Raw genomic sequence first — 17,048 nt, 5'->3', positions numbered from 1 at the left:
CTCAGACCCGGTAGCGGCGCAGGGCGGGCACCGCCGCGGCCAGGCCCAGCATCGCGGCGACGCCGAGCAGTCCGCCGCCCACGGTCGCGGTGCGCGCACCGAAGACCGACCCCGCCGTGCCGTGCAGCACGTCGGCCAGGCGCGGGCCGCCCGCCACGACCACCGTGAAGACGCCCTGCATCCGGCCGCGCATCTCATCGCTGGCGGCGGACAGCAGGATCGACCCGCGAAAGACCATTGAGACCATGTCGGCGACCCCGGCCAGGGCCAGGAACACCACCGCGAGCCACAGGCTGCCGCTCAGCCCGAATCCGGTGATGGCGGCGCCCCAGGCGACGACCGCGCCGATCACCATCCAGCCGTGCCGGCGGGCCCGGGAGAACGTGCCGGAGAACAGTCCGCCGAGCACGGCGCCGATGGGGATCGCCGCGAACAGCAGGCCGAGGGCGAGTCCTTCGCCGTACGGCGCGTAGGTCTGGCTCGCGAGTTGCGGGAACAGGGCGCGTGGCATGCCGAAGACCATGGCGATGATGTCGGCCAGGAAGGACAGCAACAGCACCTTGTGCAGGGCCATGTACCGGAAGCCGGCCACGATCTCCCGTAGGCCCGCGCGGCGTTGGGCGGTGGCGGCCAAGGGCGGCAGTGCGGGCAGCCGTACGACGGCCCAGACGGTGACGCACAGGGCCAGCGCGTCGATGAGGTACAGCTCGGCCAGGCCGATCACGGGTATGAGCACGCCTGCCAGCAGCGGTCCGACCACCTGGCCCGTCTGCATGACCGTCGAGCCGAGGGCGTTCGCCGCGGGCAGTTCACCGGCGGGCACAAGACGGGCGATGGAGGCGCTGCGGGCCGGGGCGTTGAGCCCCCAGAACGCCTGCTGCACGGCGAGCAGCACCATCAGTACGGCCACCGACGCGAGGCCGGTGACGGCCTGGAGCCAGAACAGCACCGAGGTGACGGCGATGCCGCTGTTGGTGATCAGCAACAGCTTGCGCCGGTCCATGCTGTCGGCGACGGCCCCGCCCCACAGCGCGAACACCACCAGCGGCAGCAGCCCGGCGAGGCTCGCGGCGCCCACCCAGGCCGAGGAGCCGGTGATGTCGTAGATCTGCTTGGGCACGGCGACCGCGGTGAGCTGGCTGCCGACTGCCGTGACGATGGTCGAGGACCACAGGCGGCGGTAGGCCGGGCGGCGCAGGGGCCGGGTGTCCATGGCCCAGCGCCGCCAGCCGCGCCGCGCGGGTATCACCCCGGGCGGGTCCTTCTCCTGTGGTTCGGTGCTGCTCTCGCTGGTGTCCACGCGATTCCTGGATGCTCGTTACATCTTTCTCGTCGGGGATCACTATCGCAGCAAGGGCCAGGGGTTCGGATCCCCGTCGGGGAACAGGAGCGGACCGAGGACGGATCAGGCACCGCCACCCCCGGAGATCAGGGTGACCCCCAGGACGATCATCGTCGCGGCGACCAGTCCGTCCAGGACGCGCCACGCGACGGGCTTCGCAAGGTGGCGGCTCAGCAGGCGCGCCCCGAAACCCAGCGCCGCGAACCAGCACAGGCTGGCGAGTACGGCGCCGAGGCCGAACGTCCAGCGCATCGGGCCGCGGTCGGCGGCGACCGTGCCGAGCAGGAAGACGGTGTCGAGGTAGACGTGCGGGTTCAGCCACGTCATCGCGAGGCAGGTCAGCACCGCCCGCCGCCGTGACCCCGCCGCCTCGCCGTCGGTCAGCAGGGCGCCGCCCGGCTTGAAGGCCCGGCGGGCGGCGAGGGCGCCGTAGCAGAGCAGGAACGCCCCGCCGACCCAGGCGACCGCCGTGAGCACCCCGGGCCACGCCACGACCACCGCGCCGACGCCGGCCACGCCCAGAGTGATCAGGAGCGCGTCGGACAGTGCGCAGATGCCGACGACGGCGAGGACCGCGTCGCGGCGGATTCCCTGGCGCAGTACGAAGGCGTTCTGGGCGCCGATGGCGACGATCAGTGAGAGGCCGGTGCCGAATCCGGCGGCCGCGGTGGTCAAGGCGTTTGTCATGCCATTGACGCTAGGGAAGCGATCTCCTGACGTACAGCTAAAGATTCTTACGTATCATTAGCGCTCGTGAAGACCGAGCTGACCGAGCTTCCCCTCGACCAGGTGCGGACCCTGCTCGCCGTGGTCGATGAGGGCACCTTCGACGCGGCCGCTGCGGCGCTGCATGTGACGCCGTCCGCGGTGAGTCAGCGGGTGAAGGCGCTGGAGCAGCGCACGGGGCGGGTGCTGCTAGTGCGCACGAAACCGGTGCGGCCGACGGAGTCGGGCGCGGTCGTCGTCCGGTTCGCCCGTCAGCTGGCCCGGCTGGAGCGGGACGCGCGGGCCGAGCTCGGCATGAGTGGCGCCGGGGATGCGACCCAGGTGTCGATCGCGGTCAACGCCGACTCGCTGGCGACGTGGTTCCTGGCGGCGCTCACCCGGGTGCCGGAGGAGCCACAGCTCTGCTTCGAGCTGCGGCGCGAGGACGAGAGCCGTACCGCGACGCTGCTGCGGGAGGGCCTGGTGATGGCCGCGGTGACCTCCTCGCCGGATCCCGTGGCCGGGTGTTCCGTACGGCCGCTGGGCCGGATGCGCTATCTGGCGGCGGCGAGCCCGGAGTTCACCGAACGGCATCTCGGCGGCTCGCTCGGGGACGCGCTCATGCGGGCGCCGGTGATGTCCTTCGACCGCAGCGACGACCTCCAGGACGCGTTCGTCCGCAGGCTGCGGCACACCCGCACGGGCGCCAGTGCGCTACGGCACCACGTGCCCACCTCGGAGGGCTTCCTGTCGGCTGTGGTCGCCGGACTTGGCTGGGGCCTGATCCCCGAGGTCCAGGCGGAACCCCTCCTCAAGGCCGGCCGACTCGTGCACCTGGCCGAGGACCGGCCTCTCGACGTCCCGCTGTACTGGCAGCAGTGGAAGCTGGACTCACCGGCGCTGGCGGCGGTCACGGAGGCGGTGACGGAGGCGGCGACCGAGGCACTTCGCGGCTGAACATCACGGGCGACTTACTGCCGACGGTTCCGCAACGCCCTCAAGGGGCGCGGGGAACTGCGCGGCCAGCCACGACAGTGCCGCATCCACACGACGGCGTATCGCGGCACAACCGGCGGGTCACTACAGCGCCTCCAACTCCGCTGCCGCGCTGGCCAAAAGCATCTCCAGCGCCGTCGGATACGCACTCGTCACCATCCGGTTCGCCAGCAATGGCGCCGCCTCGGCGATCCGGGGATGTGTGGCCCGGGGCAACCGCGCATACGTCGACCGCCACATGCCCTCATCCGCACGCAGCGAGTCACTCGGCAGCGCCAACGATGCGGCGTCGAGCGCCGCGAACGCCAGCGTCTGGTCGATGAAGGCGTGGTAGATGCGCACGGTGTCCGGCAGTGCGAACCCGGCGGTCCGCAGGACGTCCAGCACGGCCTCGTCTGCGGCGAGTTCGTTGGCCCGGCCGGTGACCCGGCTGGCCGTCAGCGCGGCGGCCTGCGGATGAGCCACGTACGCGGCGTGGATGCGCAGCCCGACGGCGCGCAGGTCCTCCTGCCACTCCCCCGTACGCTCCCAGCGTTCCAGCGCCTGGCCGATGACGGCGTCGCCGATGGCGAGAGTCAGGTCGTCCATGCCGCGGAAGTAGCGGTACAGCGTGCTCGGGTCGGCGTCGAGGGCCAGGCCCAGGCGGCGGGCGGTCAGGCCTGCGCTGCCGTGTTCGCGCAGCATGCGCAGGGCCGTCTCGACGATGAGCTGCTCGGAGAGCACGGTGCCGCTTTTCGTGGGACGCCGTCGGCGCCGCTTCTCCTCCGGAACGACCGGTTTCGGCACCATGCTCTCCGTCTCTGTGTCGCGGTCCGTGCCGCGCGCTCCGCCTTATGCCAACGCCATTGACCTTACGTGAAGGGACCGCGTTGTATCTCTCGCGGGGCCCCACCACGTCGTAGACCTTCAAGCCGAGGGAGTCTTGTCATGCGTGTACTGCTCGTGGGTGCCGGCGGGGTGGGTACCGCCATCACCCGGATCGCCGCCCGGCGGCCGTTCTTCGAGGCGATGGTGGTCGCCGACTACGACCTCGCGCGCGCCGAGGCGGCCGTCGCGGCCCTCGGCGGCGACGCCCGGTTCCGGCCGGAGCGCGTCGACGCGAACGACGAGGCGGCGGTGGCCGCACTGCTGGAGCGGCACGCGTGCGACGTGCTGCTCAACGCCACCGACCCGCGGTTCGTGATGCCGCTGTTCGGCGCCGCCCGCACGGCCGGGGCCACCTATGTCGACATGGCGATGTCCTTGTCACGGCCGCACCCGGAGCGGCCGTACGAGGAGTGCGGGGTGAAGCTGGGCGACGCCCAGTTCGAAGCGGCGGCCGACTGGGAGAAGGCGGGTGCGCTGGCCCTCGTCGGCATGGGCGTGGAGCCGGGCCTGTCGGATGTGTTCGCCCGGCACGCGGCCGACGAACTGTTCGACGAGATCGAGGAGATCGGCGTCCGCGACGGTGCGAACCTCACCGTCGACGGCTATGACTTCGCGCCGTCCTTCAGCATCTGGACGACGATCGAGGAGTGCCTCAACCCGCCGGTCGTCTACGAGGCCGGCCGCGGCTGGTTCACCACCGAACCGTTCAGTGAGCCCGAGGTGTTCGACTTCCCCGAGGGCATCGGCCGGGTCGAGTGCGTGAACGTGGAGCACGAGGAGGTGCTCCTGGTCCCGCGCTGGGTCGACGCACGCCGGGTGACCTTCAAGTACGGCCTGGGCGAGGAGTTCATCGGCACGCTGAAGACGCTGCACCTGCTGGGCCTGGACAGCACTGAGCCGGTGACCGTGCCGAGCGCCGCCGGGCCGGTGGCCGTCTCGCCCCGGGACGTGGTCGCGGCATGTCTGCCGGACCCGGCGACGCTGGGCGACCGGATGCACGGCAAGACCTGCGCGGGCACCTGGGTGCGGGGCGTCAAGGACGGCAAGCCGCGCGAGGTGTACCTCTACCACGTGGTCGACAACCAGTGGTCCATGGCGGAGTACGGCAGCCAGGCCGTGGTGTGGCAGACGGCCATCAACCCGGTCGTCGCCCTCGAACTCCTCGCCACCGGCGCCTGGTCGGGCGCGGGCGTGCTGGGCCCGGAGGCCTTCCCGGCCCGTCCCTTCCTGGACCTGCTGACCGCGTACGGCTCCCCGTGGGGCATGCGCGAACAGTGACTGGAATCGCCGGGGTCCCACAGGGTTTCACTCACGCATCGACAGGCGACTCGAAAACGAGTAATGCTCCACCGAGGGCACGTCGACGATCGCAGGTGACACTGATGGACGACTGGCGAGGCCACGGCGCGTGCCGCCATGAGGACCCGGACCTCTTCTTTCCGATCGGCACGTCCGGACCGACCTTGCTCCAGACGGAGCAGGCGAAGGCCGTCTGCCGGCGCTGCTCCGTCCGGGAGGAGTGTCTGCGCTGGGCGCTCGACACGGAGCAGTACATCGGGATCTGGGGCGGCACGAGCGAGGACGAGCGAAGGGCGTTGCGGCAGCGGGCGGGATGACCCATGGATGTGCGGACACGCGGGGAACCGACCCTGAGCCGTTCGGGGGACGTCAGCGGGCCAACGACGCGGCGTCGCCCATCACGATCACGGGATGCCGTTCGGGATCCAGCGCCAGCAGCAGCAGCCGCATGTGCTCCCGCGCGAGACTGACGCAGGCCTGGGTGGGCGCTCCGTGGTCCACGTGGAGCCAGATGCCGCCGCCGAGTCCCGTGCCGAGCGGGCGGGTCCGGTCGAGGGGCGAGACGCCGTTCCTGCGGTTGTAGTCGATGGCGATCACATAGTCGAAGGAACCGGCGAGGGGTTCGCCCTCGAAGCCGGTACCGCTGGCGGTGAATCCGTCACCGTAGTCGTACGGCAGCCTGGTCCCAGGATCATCGAGCAGCCCCCCGGCGTCCGTCAGGGTGAAGACCCCGATGGGTGAGCGCAGGTCGCCGGCAAGGTGGTGGTCGGTCCAGCCGCGCAACGCGTTGCGGGCGGGCCAGCTGCTGCCCGCCTTCCAGCCGGTGTCGGTGCGCTCGTACAGGACGACGGTGGAGTGTGAGGAGTCCCTGCCGCGTCCGGTCACGACGACGGCCTGCCGGGTCTCGGACGGCACCCTGGCCCACGTCACCGGGCCCAGTCCGGGCAGCTTCCGGGCGGCTGCCTCGGCGGCCGCTTGGGCGGCGGCTTCGGCGGCGTGGGCGGGCCTGGGGGTGCGGGTGACAGCGGGCTCCTCATCCGGCGTCGCATTTACACCGACGCCGCAGCCGGTCAGCAGCAGGGAGGCGACCAGCAAGGCGACACGGGACTTGAGCGTGATCATGCATCGAACTTGACCGACACTTGTAAGGAACTTGTAAGGATCCGCCGGATTCGGCAGGTCGCCACGCGCATCCGAGTGCGGGCATCCGAGAAAGGCCCGGTCATGAGCGTTCGCATCCGTCGCGTCTACGAAGCACCAGAACCCGAGGACGGCGTGCGCGTCCTGGTCGACCGGCTGTGGCCGCGCGGTCTGTCGAAGGACGCGGCCCACGTCGACGAGTGGCCCAAGGGACTCACCCCGTCGACCGAGCTGCGCCGCTGGTACCACTCGGGTGAGGGGTCGTACGAGGAGTTCGCCGACCGTTACGAGGCCGAGCTGGCCGCTCCAGAGGCGGCCGAACGCCTCGACCGGGTAAGGGAGTTGGCGAGCAACGGCGCGGTGACCCTGTTGACCTCATCGAAGACTCCCGAGCAGAGCCACGCCGCCGTGCTGGCCCGTCTCCTCCAGGCGTGAGGAGACGGGCCGTACGCCGCCGTCAGGCCGTCTGCCGCGCCGCGGCCCGTCCCGCCGTGCGGCCCGAGAAGAGGCAGCCGCCGAGGAAGGTGCCCTCCAGGGCGTTGTAGCCGTGGACGCCGCCACCGCCGAAGCCGGCGACCTCACCGGCCGCGTACAGGCCGTCGATGGGCGTCCCGTCGGCTCCGAGCGCGCGGGAGTCGAGGTCGGTCTGGATGCCGCCGAGGGTCTTGCGGGTCAGGATGTGCAGCTTGACGCCGATCAGTGGGCCGGCCGCGGGGTCGAGGATGCGGTGCGGGGTGGCGACGCGGCCGAGGCGGTCGCCGACGTAGCGGCGGGCGTTGCGGATGCCCTGCACCTGGGCGTCCTTGCTGTAGGGGTTCGCGATCTGCAGGTCACGGGACTCGATCTGGCGCCGGATGCCCTCCGCGTCGAGCAGCGGCTTCTCCGTCAACTGGTTCATCCTCTCGACCAGTTGCTCCAGGTTCGGCGCGGTCACGAAGTCCGCGCCGTTGCGCACGAACGCCGCCACCGGCCCCGGGGCGCCCTTGCCGAGCACCCGCTCCTTCAGGAACCCCGCGCGGTCCTTGGCGGTGATGTCGGGGTTCTGCTCGGAGCCCGACAGCGCGAACTCCTTCTCGATGATCTTCTGGCTGAGGATGAACCAGGAGTGGTCGTGGCCGGCGATGTCCGCGTCGGTGCGCAGGTGCTTGAGGGTGCCCAGGGTGTCGTAGCCCGGCAGGCACGGGTCGGGCAGCCGGCGGCCGAGGGCGTCGAACCACATGGAGGACGGTCCGGGCAGGATGCGGATGCCGTGGCCGGGCCAGATCGGGTCCCAGTTCTGCAGGCCCTCGGTGTAGTGCCACATCCGGTCGCGGTTGACCAGCCGTACGCCCGCCTCCGCGCTGATGTCGAGCATCCGGCCGTCGACGTACGCGGGGACACCGGTGACCATCTCGGCGGGCGGGGTGCCGAGGCGTTCGGGCCAGTGGCGGCGGACGATGTCGTGGTTGGCGCCGATGCCGCCGCTGGTGACGACGACGGCCTGGGCGGTCAGCTCGAACTCGCCGATCCGGTCGCGGTTGGAGGCGACGCCCCGCGGAGAGTGGTCATCGGCCAGGACGGTGCCGCGCACGCCGCTCACCGCGCCGTCTTCTATGACCAGTGCGTCGACCTGATGCCGGTGGTAGAAGGTGAGCAGCCCGTCGCGGGCGGCCTGCTTGGCGTACCGGACGAAGGGCTCCACGACCCCCGTGCCGGTGCCCCAGGCGATGTGGAACCGGGGCACGGAGTTGCCGTGGCCGTCGGCGCGCAGGTCGCCGCGCTCGGCCCAGCCGACCGTGGGCAGGAACTTGATGCCGTGCGTGTCCAGCCAGGTCCGCTTCTCGCCGGCGGCGAACTCCACGTACGCGCGCGCCCAGCGCACCGCCCACGAGTCCTCGTCGTCCACGCGGTCGAACTGGGCGCTGCCCTGCCAGTCGTTCCAGGCCAGGTCGAGGGAGTCCTTGATGCCCAGGCGCCGCTGCTCCGGGGAGTCGACGAGGAAGAGCCCGCCGAAGGACCAGAAGGCCTGCCCGCCTAGGTTGGCGGCGTTCTCCTGGTCCACCAGCGCGACCCTGCGGCCCCGGCTGGTCAGTTCGCTCGCGGCGACCAGGCCCGCGAGTCCTGCTCCGACGACGATGACGTCGGCATCCATGGCGACCGTCCCTTCCTCATGTCCTCATGCGGTGGTGTCGCTGCCGTCGGTGAGCAGCGCGGTGAGCAGTTGCCCCAGCCAGGCGCGAGCGTGCTCGACGTCCTTGTCCAGCAGCAGTTGGGTGGTGACTCCGTCGTAGGCGGCGACCACGGCGTGCGCGGCGCCGTCGATGTCGCCGAGCACGGCGGGCAGTGCGCTGTGCACCTGCGCGCGGGAGAGCCGGTCCGCGATCGCCCCGCGCAGCCGTGCGCGGTGTTCCAGCAGGGTCCGGGCGACGGCCGGGTCGCGGGCGGCGTGCACCAGGAAGTCCGTCTTCACCAGCAGCCAGTCGCGGTCCAGCAGCAGCACGCCCGTCACCCGGTCCACGGCGGCCGGCACGTCCAGGTCGGGCCCGTCGAGGGCGAGCGCCCCGGACACCTGCTCCGCGATCACGTCCGCGCGCTGCTGGTAGAGGGCGAAGAACAGCTCGTCCAGGCTGTCGAAGTTGGAGTAGAAGGCGCCCCTGCTGTAACCGGCGGCCTCGCAGACCTCCTCGATGGAGACGCGGCCGAACCCCTTGGCGGCGAACACCGCGAACGCGGCGTCGAGAAGATTGGCGCGCGTTCGGACGCGGCGCCTGGTGACGCGCTTGGTCGTGCCCTCCACCGCCATGCCCGGACCTCCGTTCGATACGGGAATGTATCCGATACATCAATGTATCCAAAGGGGTGCGAGCAAGAACGAGGAAGTGCGAGGAAGAACGAGAAAACCGATGGGAACAGATTTTCGATTCAGGGGTACGCTGGAACCATGGCCACGCACCTCCAGGGCTCCCTCTTCGACCAGACCGACGAGCTGCGGCTCGGATCCCTCCCCGGGATCCGCCGTACCCGGCTCGGCCACGGTGCCTGGATCGACGTGCTGCCCGGCTGGCTCAGCGGGGCCGACGCCCTGTTCGAACAGCTGGCAGCCGAAGTGCCCTGGCGTGCGGAGCGGCGCACGATGTACGACAACGTCGTCGACGTGCCTCGCCTGCTCGCCTTCTACGGCGCCGACGACGCCCTCCCGCACCCCGTCCTGGTGGAGGCGCGCGACTCTCTGTCCGCGCACTACGCCGAGGAACTGGGCGAAGCGTTCACTACGGCGGGGCTCTGCTACTACCGCGACGGGCGGGACAGCGTCGCCTGGCACGGGGACCGGATCGGGCGGGGCGCGCGCGAGGACACGATGGTCGCGATCCTCTCGGTGGGAGCGCCCCGGGATCTGCTGCTGCGCCCTGCGCGGGGCGGCGGCGAGACGGTGCGCAGGCCGCTGGGTCACGGGGACCTCATCGTGATGGGCGGTTCCTGCCAGCGGACCTGGGAACACTCCATTCCGAAGACCACGCGCGCCGCGGGACCGCGCATCAGCATCCAGTTCCGCCCGCACGGCGTGCACTGAGGCGGAGAGGCGGCCGCTTCGGGTGCGCGTGGGGGCTGCCTCCGGTGGACGGTGCCGGAGGCAGCCCTTCCGCCGTTCATCGACCGACGGACGCGGCTGACGCGGTTCCGGTTCGGGATGCGCCCGGACCCGCCGAACGCGCTTACCCCCTGATCTGCTTTGCTGTGTCCGTCGAGCACGGACCTCACACGCGGGACGATCATGCGCGCAGATGTGCAGCAAGTCGCGGACGGCACCTACCTGGTGCACGGCAGCAACACGAACTGGGTGATCCTGACCGAGGGAGACGCCGTCACGCTGATCGACACGGGCTACCCCGGGGACCGGCCGAAGCTCCTCGCCTCCCTTGCCGAGGTGGGCAGTTCACCGGAGGCCGTCAGCGCCGTACTGATCACCCACGCGCACACCGACCACCTGGGCAACGCCGAGTACCTGCGCGCCACGTACGGCACGCCCGTGTACCTCAACGAGGCCGAAGTACCGCACGCGCGCCGGGAGTTCCTGCATCAGGTCGGCGTCGGGACGGTCCTGAAGAACGGCTGGCGCCCCGGTGTCCTGCCCTGGGCGGTCCACGCGATCCGCTCCGGCGGCACCGCGCACGTGCCGGTCACCTCCCCCGAGCCGTTCCCGTCCGCCGGCCCGCTGGACCTGCCCGGCCGGCCGGTCCCGGTGCACACGCCCGGCCACACCGACGGTCACTGCGCCTACCACCTGCCCGAAGCCGGTGTGGTGGTCTCGGGCGACGCCCTGGTCAGCGGGCACCCCACCTCCCGGATCAAGGGACCGCAACTGCTGCCCGACATGTTCCACCGCGAGCGGGCCCGCGCCGTGGCCTCGCTGGACGTCCTCGAAGGGCTCAAGGGAGATGTGCTGCTGCCCGGGCACGGTCCCGTACACCGTGGAGCGGTGCAGGAAGCTGCTCTTCAGGCCCGGGAGCGCGCGCTCTAAGGTGAGCTGACGATCACGGCTAGGCGAGGACGAACGCCCCATGGCACTGCAGATCAGCGCGACGAACCCGGAGCACCCCGCGCTCCTGCTGGAACTGCCCTGGCAGCTGCCGCTGGAGGAGTGGCCGGAGGACATCCTGGTCCCGCTGCCGCGCGGTATATCCCGGCACGTCGTGCGCTACGCCCGCGCCGGCAGCGAGGTGATCGCCGTCAAGGAGCTCGCCGAGCGCCCGGCGCTGCGCGAGTACGAGCTGCTGCGCGACCTGGACCGCATCGGCATCCCGGCCGTCGACCCGCTCGCGGTGGTGACCGGCCGCGCCGGCGCCGACGGCGGCTCCCTGGAGTCGGTGCTGATCACCCGGCACCTGGGCGGCTCGATGCCGTACCGCTCGATGTTCGAGACGACGATGCGCCCGGCGACCATGCACCGCCTCATGGACGCGCTGGCCGTGCTGCTGGTCCGCCTCCACCTCGCCGGGTTCGCCTGGGGCGACTGCTCGCTGTCCAACACGCTGTTCCGGCGCGACGCCGGCGCCTACGCCGCGTATCTGGTGGACGCGGAGACGGGCGATCTGCACCCGCAGCTCAGCAACGGCCAGCGCGACTACGACCTGGATCTCGCCCGGGTCAACATCAGCGGTGAACTGCTGGACCTGGAGGCGTCCGGGGCGCTGCACCCCTCGGTGGACCCGATCGAGTTCGGCACCGAGATCTGCGCCCGCTACCACAGCCTGTGGGGGGAACTGACCCGCACGTCGGTGTACCCGGCGGGCAAGTACCACTACATAGAGCGCCGGATACGGCGACTGAACGACCTCGGTTTCGACGTGGCCGAGATGCAGATCGAGCATGCCGCCAACGGCGACACGGTCACCTTCGTGCCCAAGGTCGTCGACGCCGGCCACCACCAACGGCAACTGCTGCGTCTGACGGGCCTGGACACCGAGGAGAACCAGGCCCGACGCCTACTGAACGACCTGGAGAGCTGGATGGCCACCCAGGACGACTACGCCCCGGGCGACCCTCTCGGCGCCCGCCCCGAGGTGCTCGCGCACCGCTGGGTGCGGGACGTCTTCCGGCCCACCGTGCGGGCCGTGCCGCTGGAGCTGCGCGGCTCCATGGACCCGGCCGAGATCTACCACGAGCTGCTCGAACACCGCTGGTACCTGTCCGAGCGGGCACAGCACGACATCGCCCTGGACGTGGTGGTCGAGGACTACATCACGAACATCCTGCCCAGGGCCCGGGAGACGCTGCAGCCGACGACGTCCGACTGATGTCCGGCTGACGTCCGGCTGACTCAGTCGTGCGGCACCACGGCCACCGGGCAGTCCGCGAGGTGCAGCATGCCGTGCGCCACCGAGCCGATCCGGGCGCCCATGGCCGTGCGGTGGACACGGCGCCCCACGACCATCAGCTGGGCCCGTCCGGCGACCGACAGCAGCACCTGCCCGCCGCTGCCCATCTCCACGTGCTCGACAACAGGGACGTCGGGGAAGCGCTCCCGCCACGGGCGCAGTGCCTCGCCCAGGGCCTTCTTCTCGTACGGCTCCAGGCCCCCGGCCTCGTCGAGGAGCTTCAGGGAGCCCGGGCTGTAGGCGAACAGCGGCGGCAGGGTCCAGGCCCGCACGGCGCGCACGGTCGCGCCACGCGCCGCGGCCGTCTCGAAAGCGAACCGGAGCGCGGCGGCGCTGTCCTCGGGGTCGCCCTGCTGCCCCACGACGATCTCGCGCCCGGCGGCCTCGGCGGACGGCTCGTCCCCGGCCCGTACCCGCACGACGGGCCGCGTGGCCCCGGCGATCGCCTGCTGCCCGACGGAGCCCAGCAGGAACCCGACGACCCGGCCGTGGCCGCGCGAGCCCAGCACCAGTATCTCGGCCTCGCCCGCGGCGGCGATGAGCGTCTCGGCGGGCGGGCCTTCGACGATGTCGGTGGTCACGTCCAGGCCCGGGTGCCGCTCGGTGACGGTGCGGGCCGCCTCGGCCAGTCCGTCGCGCACCCACTGTGCCTGGGTGTCCTCGTCCCCCGCGTCGATCGCGTCGTGCGGCTGGAACCGCCAGGCGTGCAGCACCCGCAGGGGGAGCCCCCGGCGGACGGCTTCGCGGGCGGCCCAGGCCAGCCCGGCGAGGCTCTCTTCCGATCCGTCCACCCCTGCCGTGATCGGGCGCGTCATTCCGGCTGCCTCCTCGTGTCGCGGTCACGTTCGTGGAACCCAGTCTTCACTACCCTGCCCCCATGGCTTTGGAGTGGGAGCAGGTGAACGTCGACGCGGCCGACGCCGTGGCCCTCGGCCGCTGGTGGGCCGAGGCACTCGGCTGGGTCGTGCTCAACGACTCGGCCGACGAATTCGAGATCCGGCCCGAGCCGGACCGGCTGCCCGGCCTGATCTTCGGGCCGGTCCCGGAGGGCAAGACGGTCAAGAACCGCCTTCACCTCGACTTCCGCCCCGACGACCAGGACGCGGAGGTCGCCCGCCTCCTCGCCCTCGGCGCGCGCCACGCGGACGTCGGGCAGAGCGGCGAGGAGCCGTGGGTCACGCTGGCGGATCCCGAGGGCAACGAGTTCTGCGTTCTCGGCCCACGGCACACCTGAGCGCGGCCGGCGCCCGCATACCTGAGCGAAGCGGGCGGATCGAACATACGATGGCCGAAAGTCGGCTCGGCGACCGCGCCTCCTGACGCTCGCCGCCGCGCCGTGAGCGCGAAGCCCGGGGTGGGAGACGTATGGCACAGGCGTCCGACGCAGCGCGGACCGTCATCCTGACCGTGGACGACGACCCGGGAGTGTCCCGGGCGGTCGCCCGCGATCTGCGGCGGCGCTACGGCGAGGCGCACCGGATCGTGCGCGCGGAGTCCGGCGAGTCCGCACTGCAGGCGCTGCGCGAGCTGAAGCTGCGGGGAGATCTCGTGGCCGTGATCCTGGCCGACTACCGCATGCCCCAGATGAACGGCATCGAGTTCCTCGAACAGGCCCTGGACGTCTATCCCGGTGCGCGTCGCGTGCTGCTGACCGCGTACGCGGACACGAGCGCTGCGATCGACGCGATCAACGTCGTCGACCTCGACCACTACCTGCTCAAGCCGTGGGATCCGCCGGAGGAGAAGCTCTACCCGGTCCTGGACGACCTGCTGGAGGCGTGGCGGCGCAGCGACTACCGGCCGGTGCCCAGCACCAAGGTCGTCGGCCACCGCTGGTCGGCGCGCTCCTCGGAGGTGCGGGAGTTCCTGGCCCGCAACCAGGTGCCGTACCGCTGGTACTCCGCCGACGAGCCCGAGGGCCGGCGGCTGCTGGCCGCCGCCGAGCAGGACGGGCAGCGGCTGCCGCTGGTGATCACGCCGGACGGGACGCCCCTGGTGGCGCCCGAGGCACCCGAGCTGGCCTCGAAGGTGGGGCTGGCCACGATGCCGACGGCCGATTTCTACGACCTCGTCGTCATCGGCGGCGGCCCGGCCGGGCTCGGCGCGGCCGTGTACGGGGCGTCGGAGGGACTGCGGACCGTGCTGGTGGAGCGGTCGGCGACGGGTGGACAGGCCGGGCAGAGCTCCCGGATCGAGAACTACCTCGGCTTCCCGGACGGCGTGTCGGGGGCACAGCTCACCGACCGGGCCCGGCGGCAGGCAGCGAGGTTCGGCGCCGAGATCCTCACCGCGCGCGAGGTGACGGGGCTGGAGATCAGCGGGGCCGCCCGGATCGTACGGTTCTCGGACGGCTCGGCGGTCGCCGCGCACAGCGTGATCCTGGCGACCGGCGTGTCGTACCGGCAGCTGGCGGCGCCCGGCTGCGACGACCTGACCGGCCGCGGGCTGTACTACGGCTCGGCGCTCACGGAGGCGCCCGCCTGCCAGGGCCAGGACGTGTACATCGTCGGCGGCGCCAACTCCGCCGGGCAGGCGGCGATGTACCTGGCGCGGGGCGCCAAGTCGGTGACGCTGCTGGTCCGCGGCAAGTCCCTGTCGGCGTCCATGTCGTACTACCTGGTCCAGCAGATCGAAGAGGCGCCGAACGTCTCGGTGCGGGCCCGGACGGTCGTGGAGTCCGCGCACGGCTCCGACCACCTGGAGCAGCTGACGCTGCGCGACGTGGACGGCGGGGGGACCGAACTCGTCGACGCCCAGTGGATGTTCGTGTTCATCGGCGCTGCTCCGCTGACCGACTGGCTGGACGAGACGGTGCTGCGGGACGAGCGCGGTTTCATCCTCGCCGGGCCCGACCTGTCGTCCGACGGGCGGCCGCCGGCCGGCTGGGAGCTGGACCGGCCGCCGTACCACCTGGAGACCAACGTCCCCGGCGTGTTCGTGGCGGGCGACGCGCGCTCCGAGTCCGCCAAGCGTGTCGCGTCCGCCGTCGGAGAGGGAGCCATGGCCGTCATGCTCGTCCACCGCTATCTGGAGCAGTCATGAGCGGGCAGTCGATGCCGTGCAACGCCCAGGAGATCGGGTCCCTGTTTCTGTTCGAGAAGCTCACCCCCGAGCAGCTCGCCAGGCTGTGCGACGAGGGGCGGGTGGAGCACTTCGAGCCCGGACCCGTGTACACCGAGGGTGACCCCTCGACCTGCTTCTACGTGATGATCGAGGGCACGGTCGTGCTGTCCCGCCGGGTCGCCGGGGACGACGTGGAGGTGACGCGGACCTCGCAGCGCGGGGTGTACGCGGGGTCCATGCAGGCGTATCTGGGTGACCGGGTGCGGCAGGTCTACAACAACTCCATGCGCGTCACGGAGCCGACGCGGTTCTTCGTGCTGCCCGCGGACACCTTCGCGCAGATCATGCAGGAGTGGTTCCCGATGGCGGTGCATCTGCTGGAGGGGCTCTTCTTCGGTTCGAAGAGCACCCAGCAGGCCATCGGTCAGCGCGAACGGCTGCTGGCGCTCGGCTCGTTGTCCGCCGGGCTCACGCACGAGCTCAACAACCCCGCCGCCGCGGCGGTACGGGCGACCGCCACATTGCGCGAGCGTGTGGGCAAGATGCGGCACAAGCTCGCCGTCATCACGCAGGGTTCGTACTCCCCGAGGTCATCGCCAACCTCGTCGATATCCAGGAACGCACCGCCGAGCGGGTCGCCAAGGCCCCGACGCTGAGTCCGCTGGAGGCCGCCGACCGGGAGGACGCGCTCACCGACTGGCTCGACGACCAGGGCATCCAGGAGGGCTGGCGGATCGCGCCCACCTTCGTCCAGGCCGGTCTCGACGTGGACTGGCTCGACCAGGTCGCCGCGGCCGTGGACGAGGAGATCCTGCCGAGCGCGATCGGATGGCTCAACTACACCGTCGAGACCGAGCTGCTGATGGACGAGATCAACGACTCGACCACCCGCATCTCGCACCTCGTGGACGCCGCCAAGCAGTACTCGCAGCTCGACCGCGCGCCCTTCCAGAACGCCGACGTGCACGAACTCCTCGACAGCACCCTGCTGATGCTGTCGGGCAAGATCGGCCCGCAGATCAAGGTCATCAAGGAGTACGACCGTACGCTCCCGAGGGTGCCGGCGTACCCGGCGGAGCTCAACCAGGTGTGGACGAACCTGATCGACAACGCCGTCTCGGCCATCAACAGCGCGGGCGGTGAAGGGACGTTGACCGTGCGGACGGCTCCGGATCACGACCGGCTGCTGGTGGAGTTCCGTGACACGGGCGTCGGCATCCCGGCGGAGAACCGGGGGCGGATCTTCGATCCGTTCTTCACGACGAAGCCCGTGGGTGAGGGCACCGGGCTCGGGCTCGACATCTCCTGGCGGATCGTGACCAACAAGCACCACGGCACGATCCAGGTGCAGTCCGAACCGGGCGACACGCGCTTCCAGGTCCTGCTTCCACTCACGTCCGAGGAGGCTTCATGAACGACGTCAACGGCATCGATCCGAACGTGCCGCCGAGCGGCAGTGGGTGCCCGGAGTGCGACGCGGCCGGCGGGTGGTGGTTCCATCTGCGGCGGTGTGCGCAGTGCGGGCACGTGGGGTGCTGTGACAGTTCGCCCGCGCAGCATGCGACGGCGCATTTCCGGGAGACCGGGCATCCCTTCGTGCAGAGCTTCGAGCCGGGTGAGAGCTGGTACTGGAACTACGACACGAACGAGATGTACGAGTCGGGGCCCGAGCTTGCGGCGCCCGGGAGCCATCCGGCCGAGCAGCCGACGCCGGGGCCCGCGGGGCGGGTGCCGGACGACTGGGCGAAGACGTTGCGCGCCTGAGGGGCAGAAGCCCTGTC

The 17,048-nt window shown here is 71.2% G+C and carries 17 protein-coding genes and 1 pseudogene; 11 read left to right on the top strand and 7 right to left on the bottom strand.

Annotated features, from left to right (window positions below; translation table 11 throughout):
• Position 1: 1 nt before the first annotated feature.
• Both OHO27_RS40590 and OHO27_RS40585 read right to left on the bottom strand, forming a co-directional pair.
• Positions 2-1,300, bottom strand: a complete 1,299-nt coding sequence (locus tag OHO27_RS40590; RefSeq protein WP_328429915.1) for an MFS transporter — start codon at positions 1,298-1,300, stop codon at positions 2-4.
• A 105-nt stretch (positions 1,301-1,405) separates the two neighbouring features.
• Entirely contained in the window at positions 1,406-2,029 is a 624-nt protein-coding gene (locus OHO27_RS40585; RefSeq protein WP_328429914.1) for a LysE/ArgO family amino acid transporter, read from the bottom strand.
• A 66-nt stretch (positions 2,030-2,095) separates the two neighbouring features.
• On the opposite strand from OHO27_RS40585, the gene OHO27_RS40580 reads away from it, so the two are divergent.
• Positions 2,096-3,004, top strand: a complete 909-nt coding sequence (locus OHO27_RS40580) for a LysR family transcriptional regulator ArgP (RefSeq protein WP_328429913.1) — start codon at positions 2,096-2,098, stop codon at positions 3,002-3,004.
• A 123-nt stretch (positions 3,005-3,127) separates the two neighbouring features.
• Here the strand turns inward: OHO27_RS40580 and OHO27_RS40575 are convergent, their stop codons facing one another.
• Complete coding sequence (locus tag OHO27_RS40575) at positions 3,128-3,829, bottom strand: TetR/AcrR family transcriptional regulator (protein WP_328430699.1); 702 nt, start codon at positions 3,827-3,829, stop codon at positions 3,128-3,130.
• A 141-nt stretch (positions 3,830-3,970) separates the two neighbouring features.
• Between OHO27_RS40575 and OHO27_RS40570 the strand changes: the two genes are divergently transcribed.
• On the top strand, positions 3,971-5,188 hold the full coding sequence (locus OHO27_RS40570) for a saccharopine dehydrogenase family protein (protein ID WP_328429912.1): 1,218 nt from the start codon (positions 3,971-3,973) through the stop codon (positions 5,186-5,188).
• A gap of 104 nt (positions 5,189-5,292) precedes the next feature.
• Positions 5,293-5,526, top strand: coding sequence for a WhiB family transcriptional regulator (locus OHO27_RS40565; RefSeq protein ID WP_328429911.1), 234 nt, complete (start codon positions 5,293-5,295; stop codon positions 5,524-5,526).
• A gap of 52 nt (positions 5,527-5,578) precedes the next feature.
• Here OHO27_RS40565 and OHO27_RS40560 read toward each other — a convergent pair whose 3' ends face one another.
• On the bottom strand, positions 5,579-6,331 hold the full coding sequence (locus tag OHO27_RS40560; protein ID WP_328429910.1) for a hypothetical protein: 753 nt from the start codon (positions 6,329-6,331) through the stop codon (positions 5,579-5,581).
• A gap of 102 nt (positions 6,332-6,433) precedes the next feature.
• On the opposite strand from OHO27_RS40560, the gene OHO27_RS40555 reads away from it, so the two are divergent.
• Complete coding sequence (locus OHO27_RS40555; RefSeq protein WP_328429909.1) at positions 6,434-6,784, top strand: DUF488 domain-containing protein; 351 nt, start codon at positions 6,434-6,436, stop codon at positions 6,782-6,784.
• Between the two features lie 22 nt (positions 6,785-6,806).
• Here the strand turns inward: OHO27_RS40555 and OHO27_RS40550 are convergent, their stop codons facing one another.
• Together OHO27_RS40550 and OHO27_RS40545 are read right to left on the bottom strand one after the other, a co-directional pair.
• Positions 6,807-8,480 carry an FAD-binding dehydrogenase gene (locus OHO27_RS40550; RefSeq protein ID WP_328429908.1) on the bottom strand — a complete coding sequence of 558 codons (1,674 nt, stop codon included), beginning with the start codon at positions 8,478-8,480 and terminating at the stop codon, positions 6,807-6,809.
• 24 nt (positions 8,481-8,504) lie between these two features.
• The gene (locus OHO27_RS40545) at positions 8,505-9,131 is read right to left on the bottom strand and encodes a TetR/AcrR family transcriptional regulator (RefSeq protein ID WP_328429907.1); all 627 of its coding nucleotides are present in this window, start codon (positions 9,129-9,131) and stop codon (positions 8,505-8,507) included.
• Between the two features lie 138 nt (positions 9,132-9,269).
• Here OHO27_RS40545 and OHO27_RS40540 point away from each other — a divergent pair, with 138 nt between their 5' ends.
• The 3 genes from OHO27_RS40540 (at position 9,270) to OHO27_RS40530 (ending at position 12,123) form a co-directional block, all read left to right on the top strand.
• Positions 9,270-9,899: an alpha-ketoglutarate-dependent dioxygenase AlkB gene (locus OHO27_RS40540; protein ID WP_328429906.1), complete on the top strand. Its 630-nt coding sequence runs from the start codon at positions 9,270-9,272 to the stop codon at positions 9,897-9,899.
• Between the two features lie 201 nt (positions 9,900-10,100).
• Positions 10,101-10,847 carry an MBL fold metallo-hydrolase gene (locus OHO27_RS40535; protein WP_328429905.1) on the top strand — a complete coding sequence of 249 codons (747 nt, stop codon included), beginning with the start codon at positions 10,101-10,103 and terminating at the stop codon, positions 10,845-10,847.
• A gap of 40 nt (positions 10,848-10,887) precedes the next feature.
• Positions 10,888-12,123 carry a DUF4032 domain-containing protein gene (locus tag OHO27_RS40530; protein ID WP_328429904.1) on the top strand — a complete coding sequence of 412 codons (1,236 nt, stop codon included), beginning with the start codon at positions 10,888-10,890 and terminating at the stop codon, positions 12,121-12,123.
• A 23-nt stretch (positions 12,124-12,146) separates the two neighbouring features.
• On the opposite strand, the gene OHO27_RS40525 is transcribed toward OHO27_RS40530, so the two are convergent.
• Complete coding sequence (locus OHO27_RS40525; RefSeq protein ID WP_328429903.1) at positions 12,147-13,019, bottom strand: universal stress protein; 873 nt, start codon at positions 13,017-13,019, stop codon at positions 12,147-12,149.
• 62 nt (positions 13,020-13,081) lie between these two features.
• On the opposite strand from OHO27_RS40525, the gene OHO27_RS40520 reads away from it, so the two are divergent.
• The 4 genes and pseudogenes from OHO27_RS40520 to OHO27_RS40505 all read left to right on the top strand — a co-directional run bounded on the left by OHO27_RS40520 (position 13,082) and on the right by OHO27_RS40505 (position 17,031).
• Positions 13,082-13,438 carry a VOC family protein gene (locus OHO27_RS40520; protein ID WP_328429902.1) on the top strand — a complete coding sequence of 119 codons (357 nt, stop codon included), beginning with the start codon at positions 13,082-13,084 and terminating at the stop codon, positions 13,436-13,438.
• A gap of 131 nt (positions 13,439-13,569) precedes the next feature.
• Positions 13,570-15,246 carry an FAD-dependent oxidoreductase gene (locus tag OHO27_RS40515; protein ID WP_328429901.1) on the top strand — a complete coding sequence of 559 codons (1,677 nt, stop codon included), beginning with the start codon at positions 13,570-13,572 and terminating at the stop codon, positions 15,244-15,246.
• Positions 15,243-16,681, top strand: a pseudogene (locus tag OHO27_RS40510) (ATP-binding protein). Before OHO27_RS40515 ends, OHO27_RS40510 begins: the two are co-directional and overlap by 4 nt.
• Complete coding sequence (locus OHO27_RS40505) at positions 16,678-17,031, top strand: UBP-type zinc finger domain-containing protein (protein ID WP_328429900.1); 354 nt, start codon at positions 16,678-16,680, stop codon at positions 17,029-17,031. The pseudogene OHO27_RS40510 and the gene OHO27_RS40505 overlap by 4 nt, the downstream one beginning before the upstream one ends.
• The last annotated feature ends 17 nt before the right edge of the window (positions 17,032-17,048 follow it).

It is taken from the genome of Streptomyces sp. NBC_00443 (genome assembly GCF_036014175.1).
Taxonomy (GTDB): domain Bacteria; phylum Actinomycetota; class Actinomycetes; order Streptomycetales; family Streptomycetaceae; genus Streptomyces.
The sequence above is the reverse complement of the archived record's forward strand: the minus strand, read 5'-3'. Positions and strand labels throughout refer to the sequence as shown.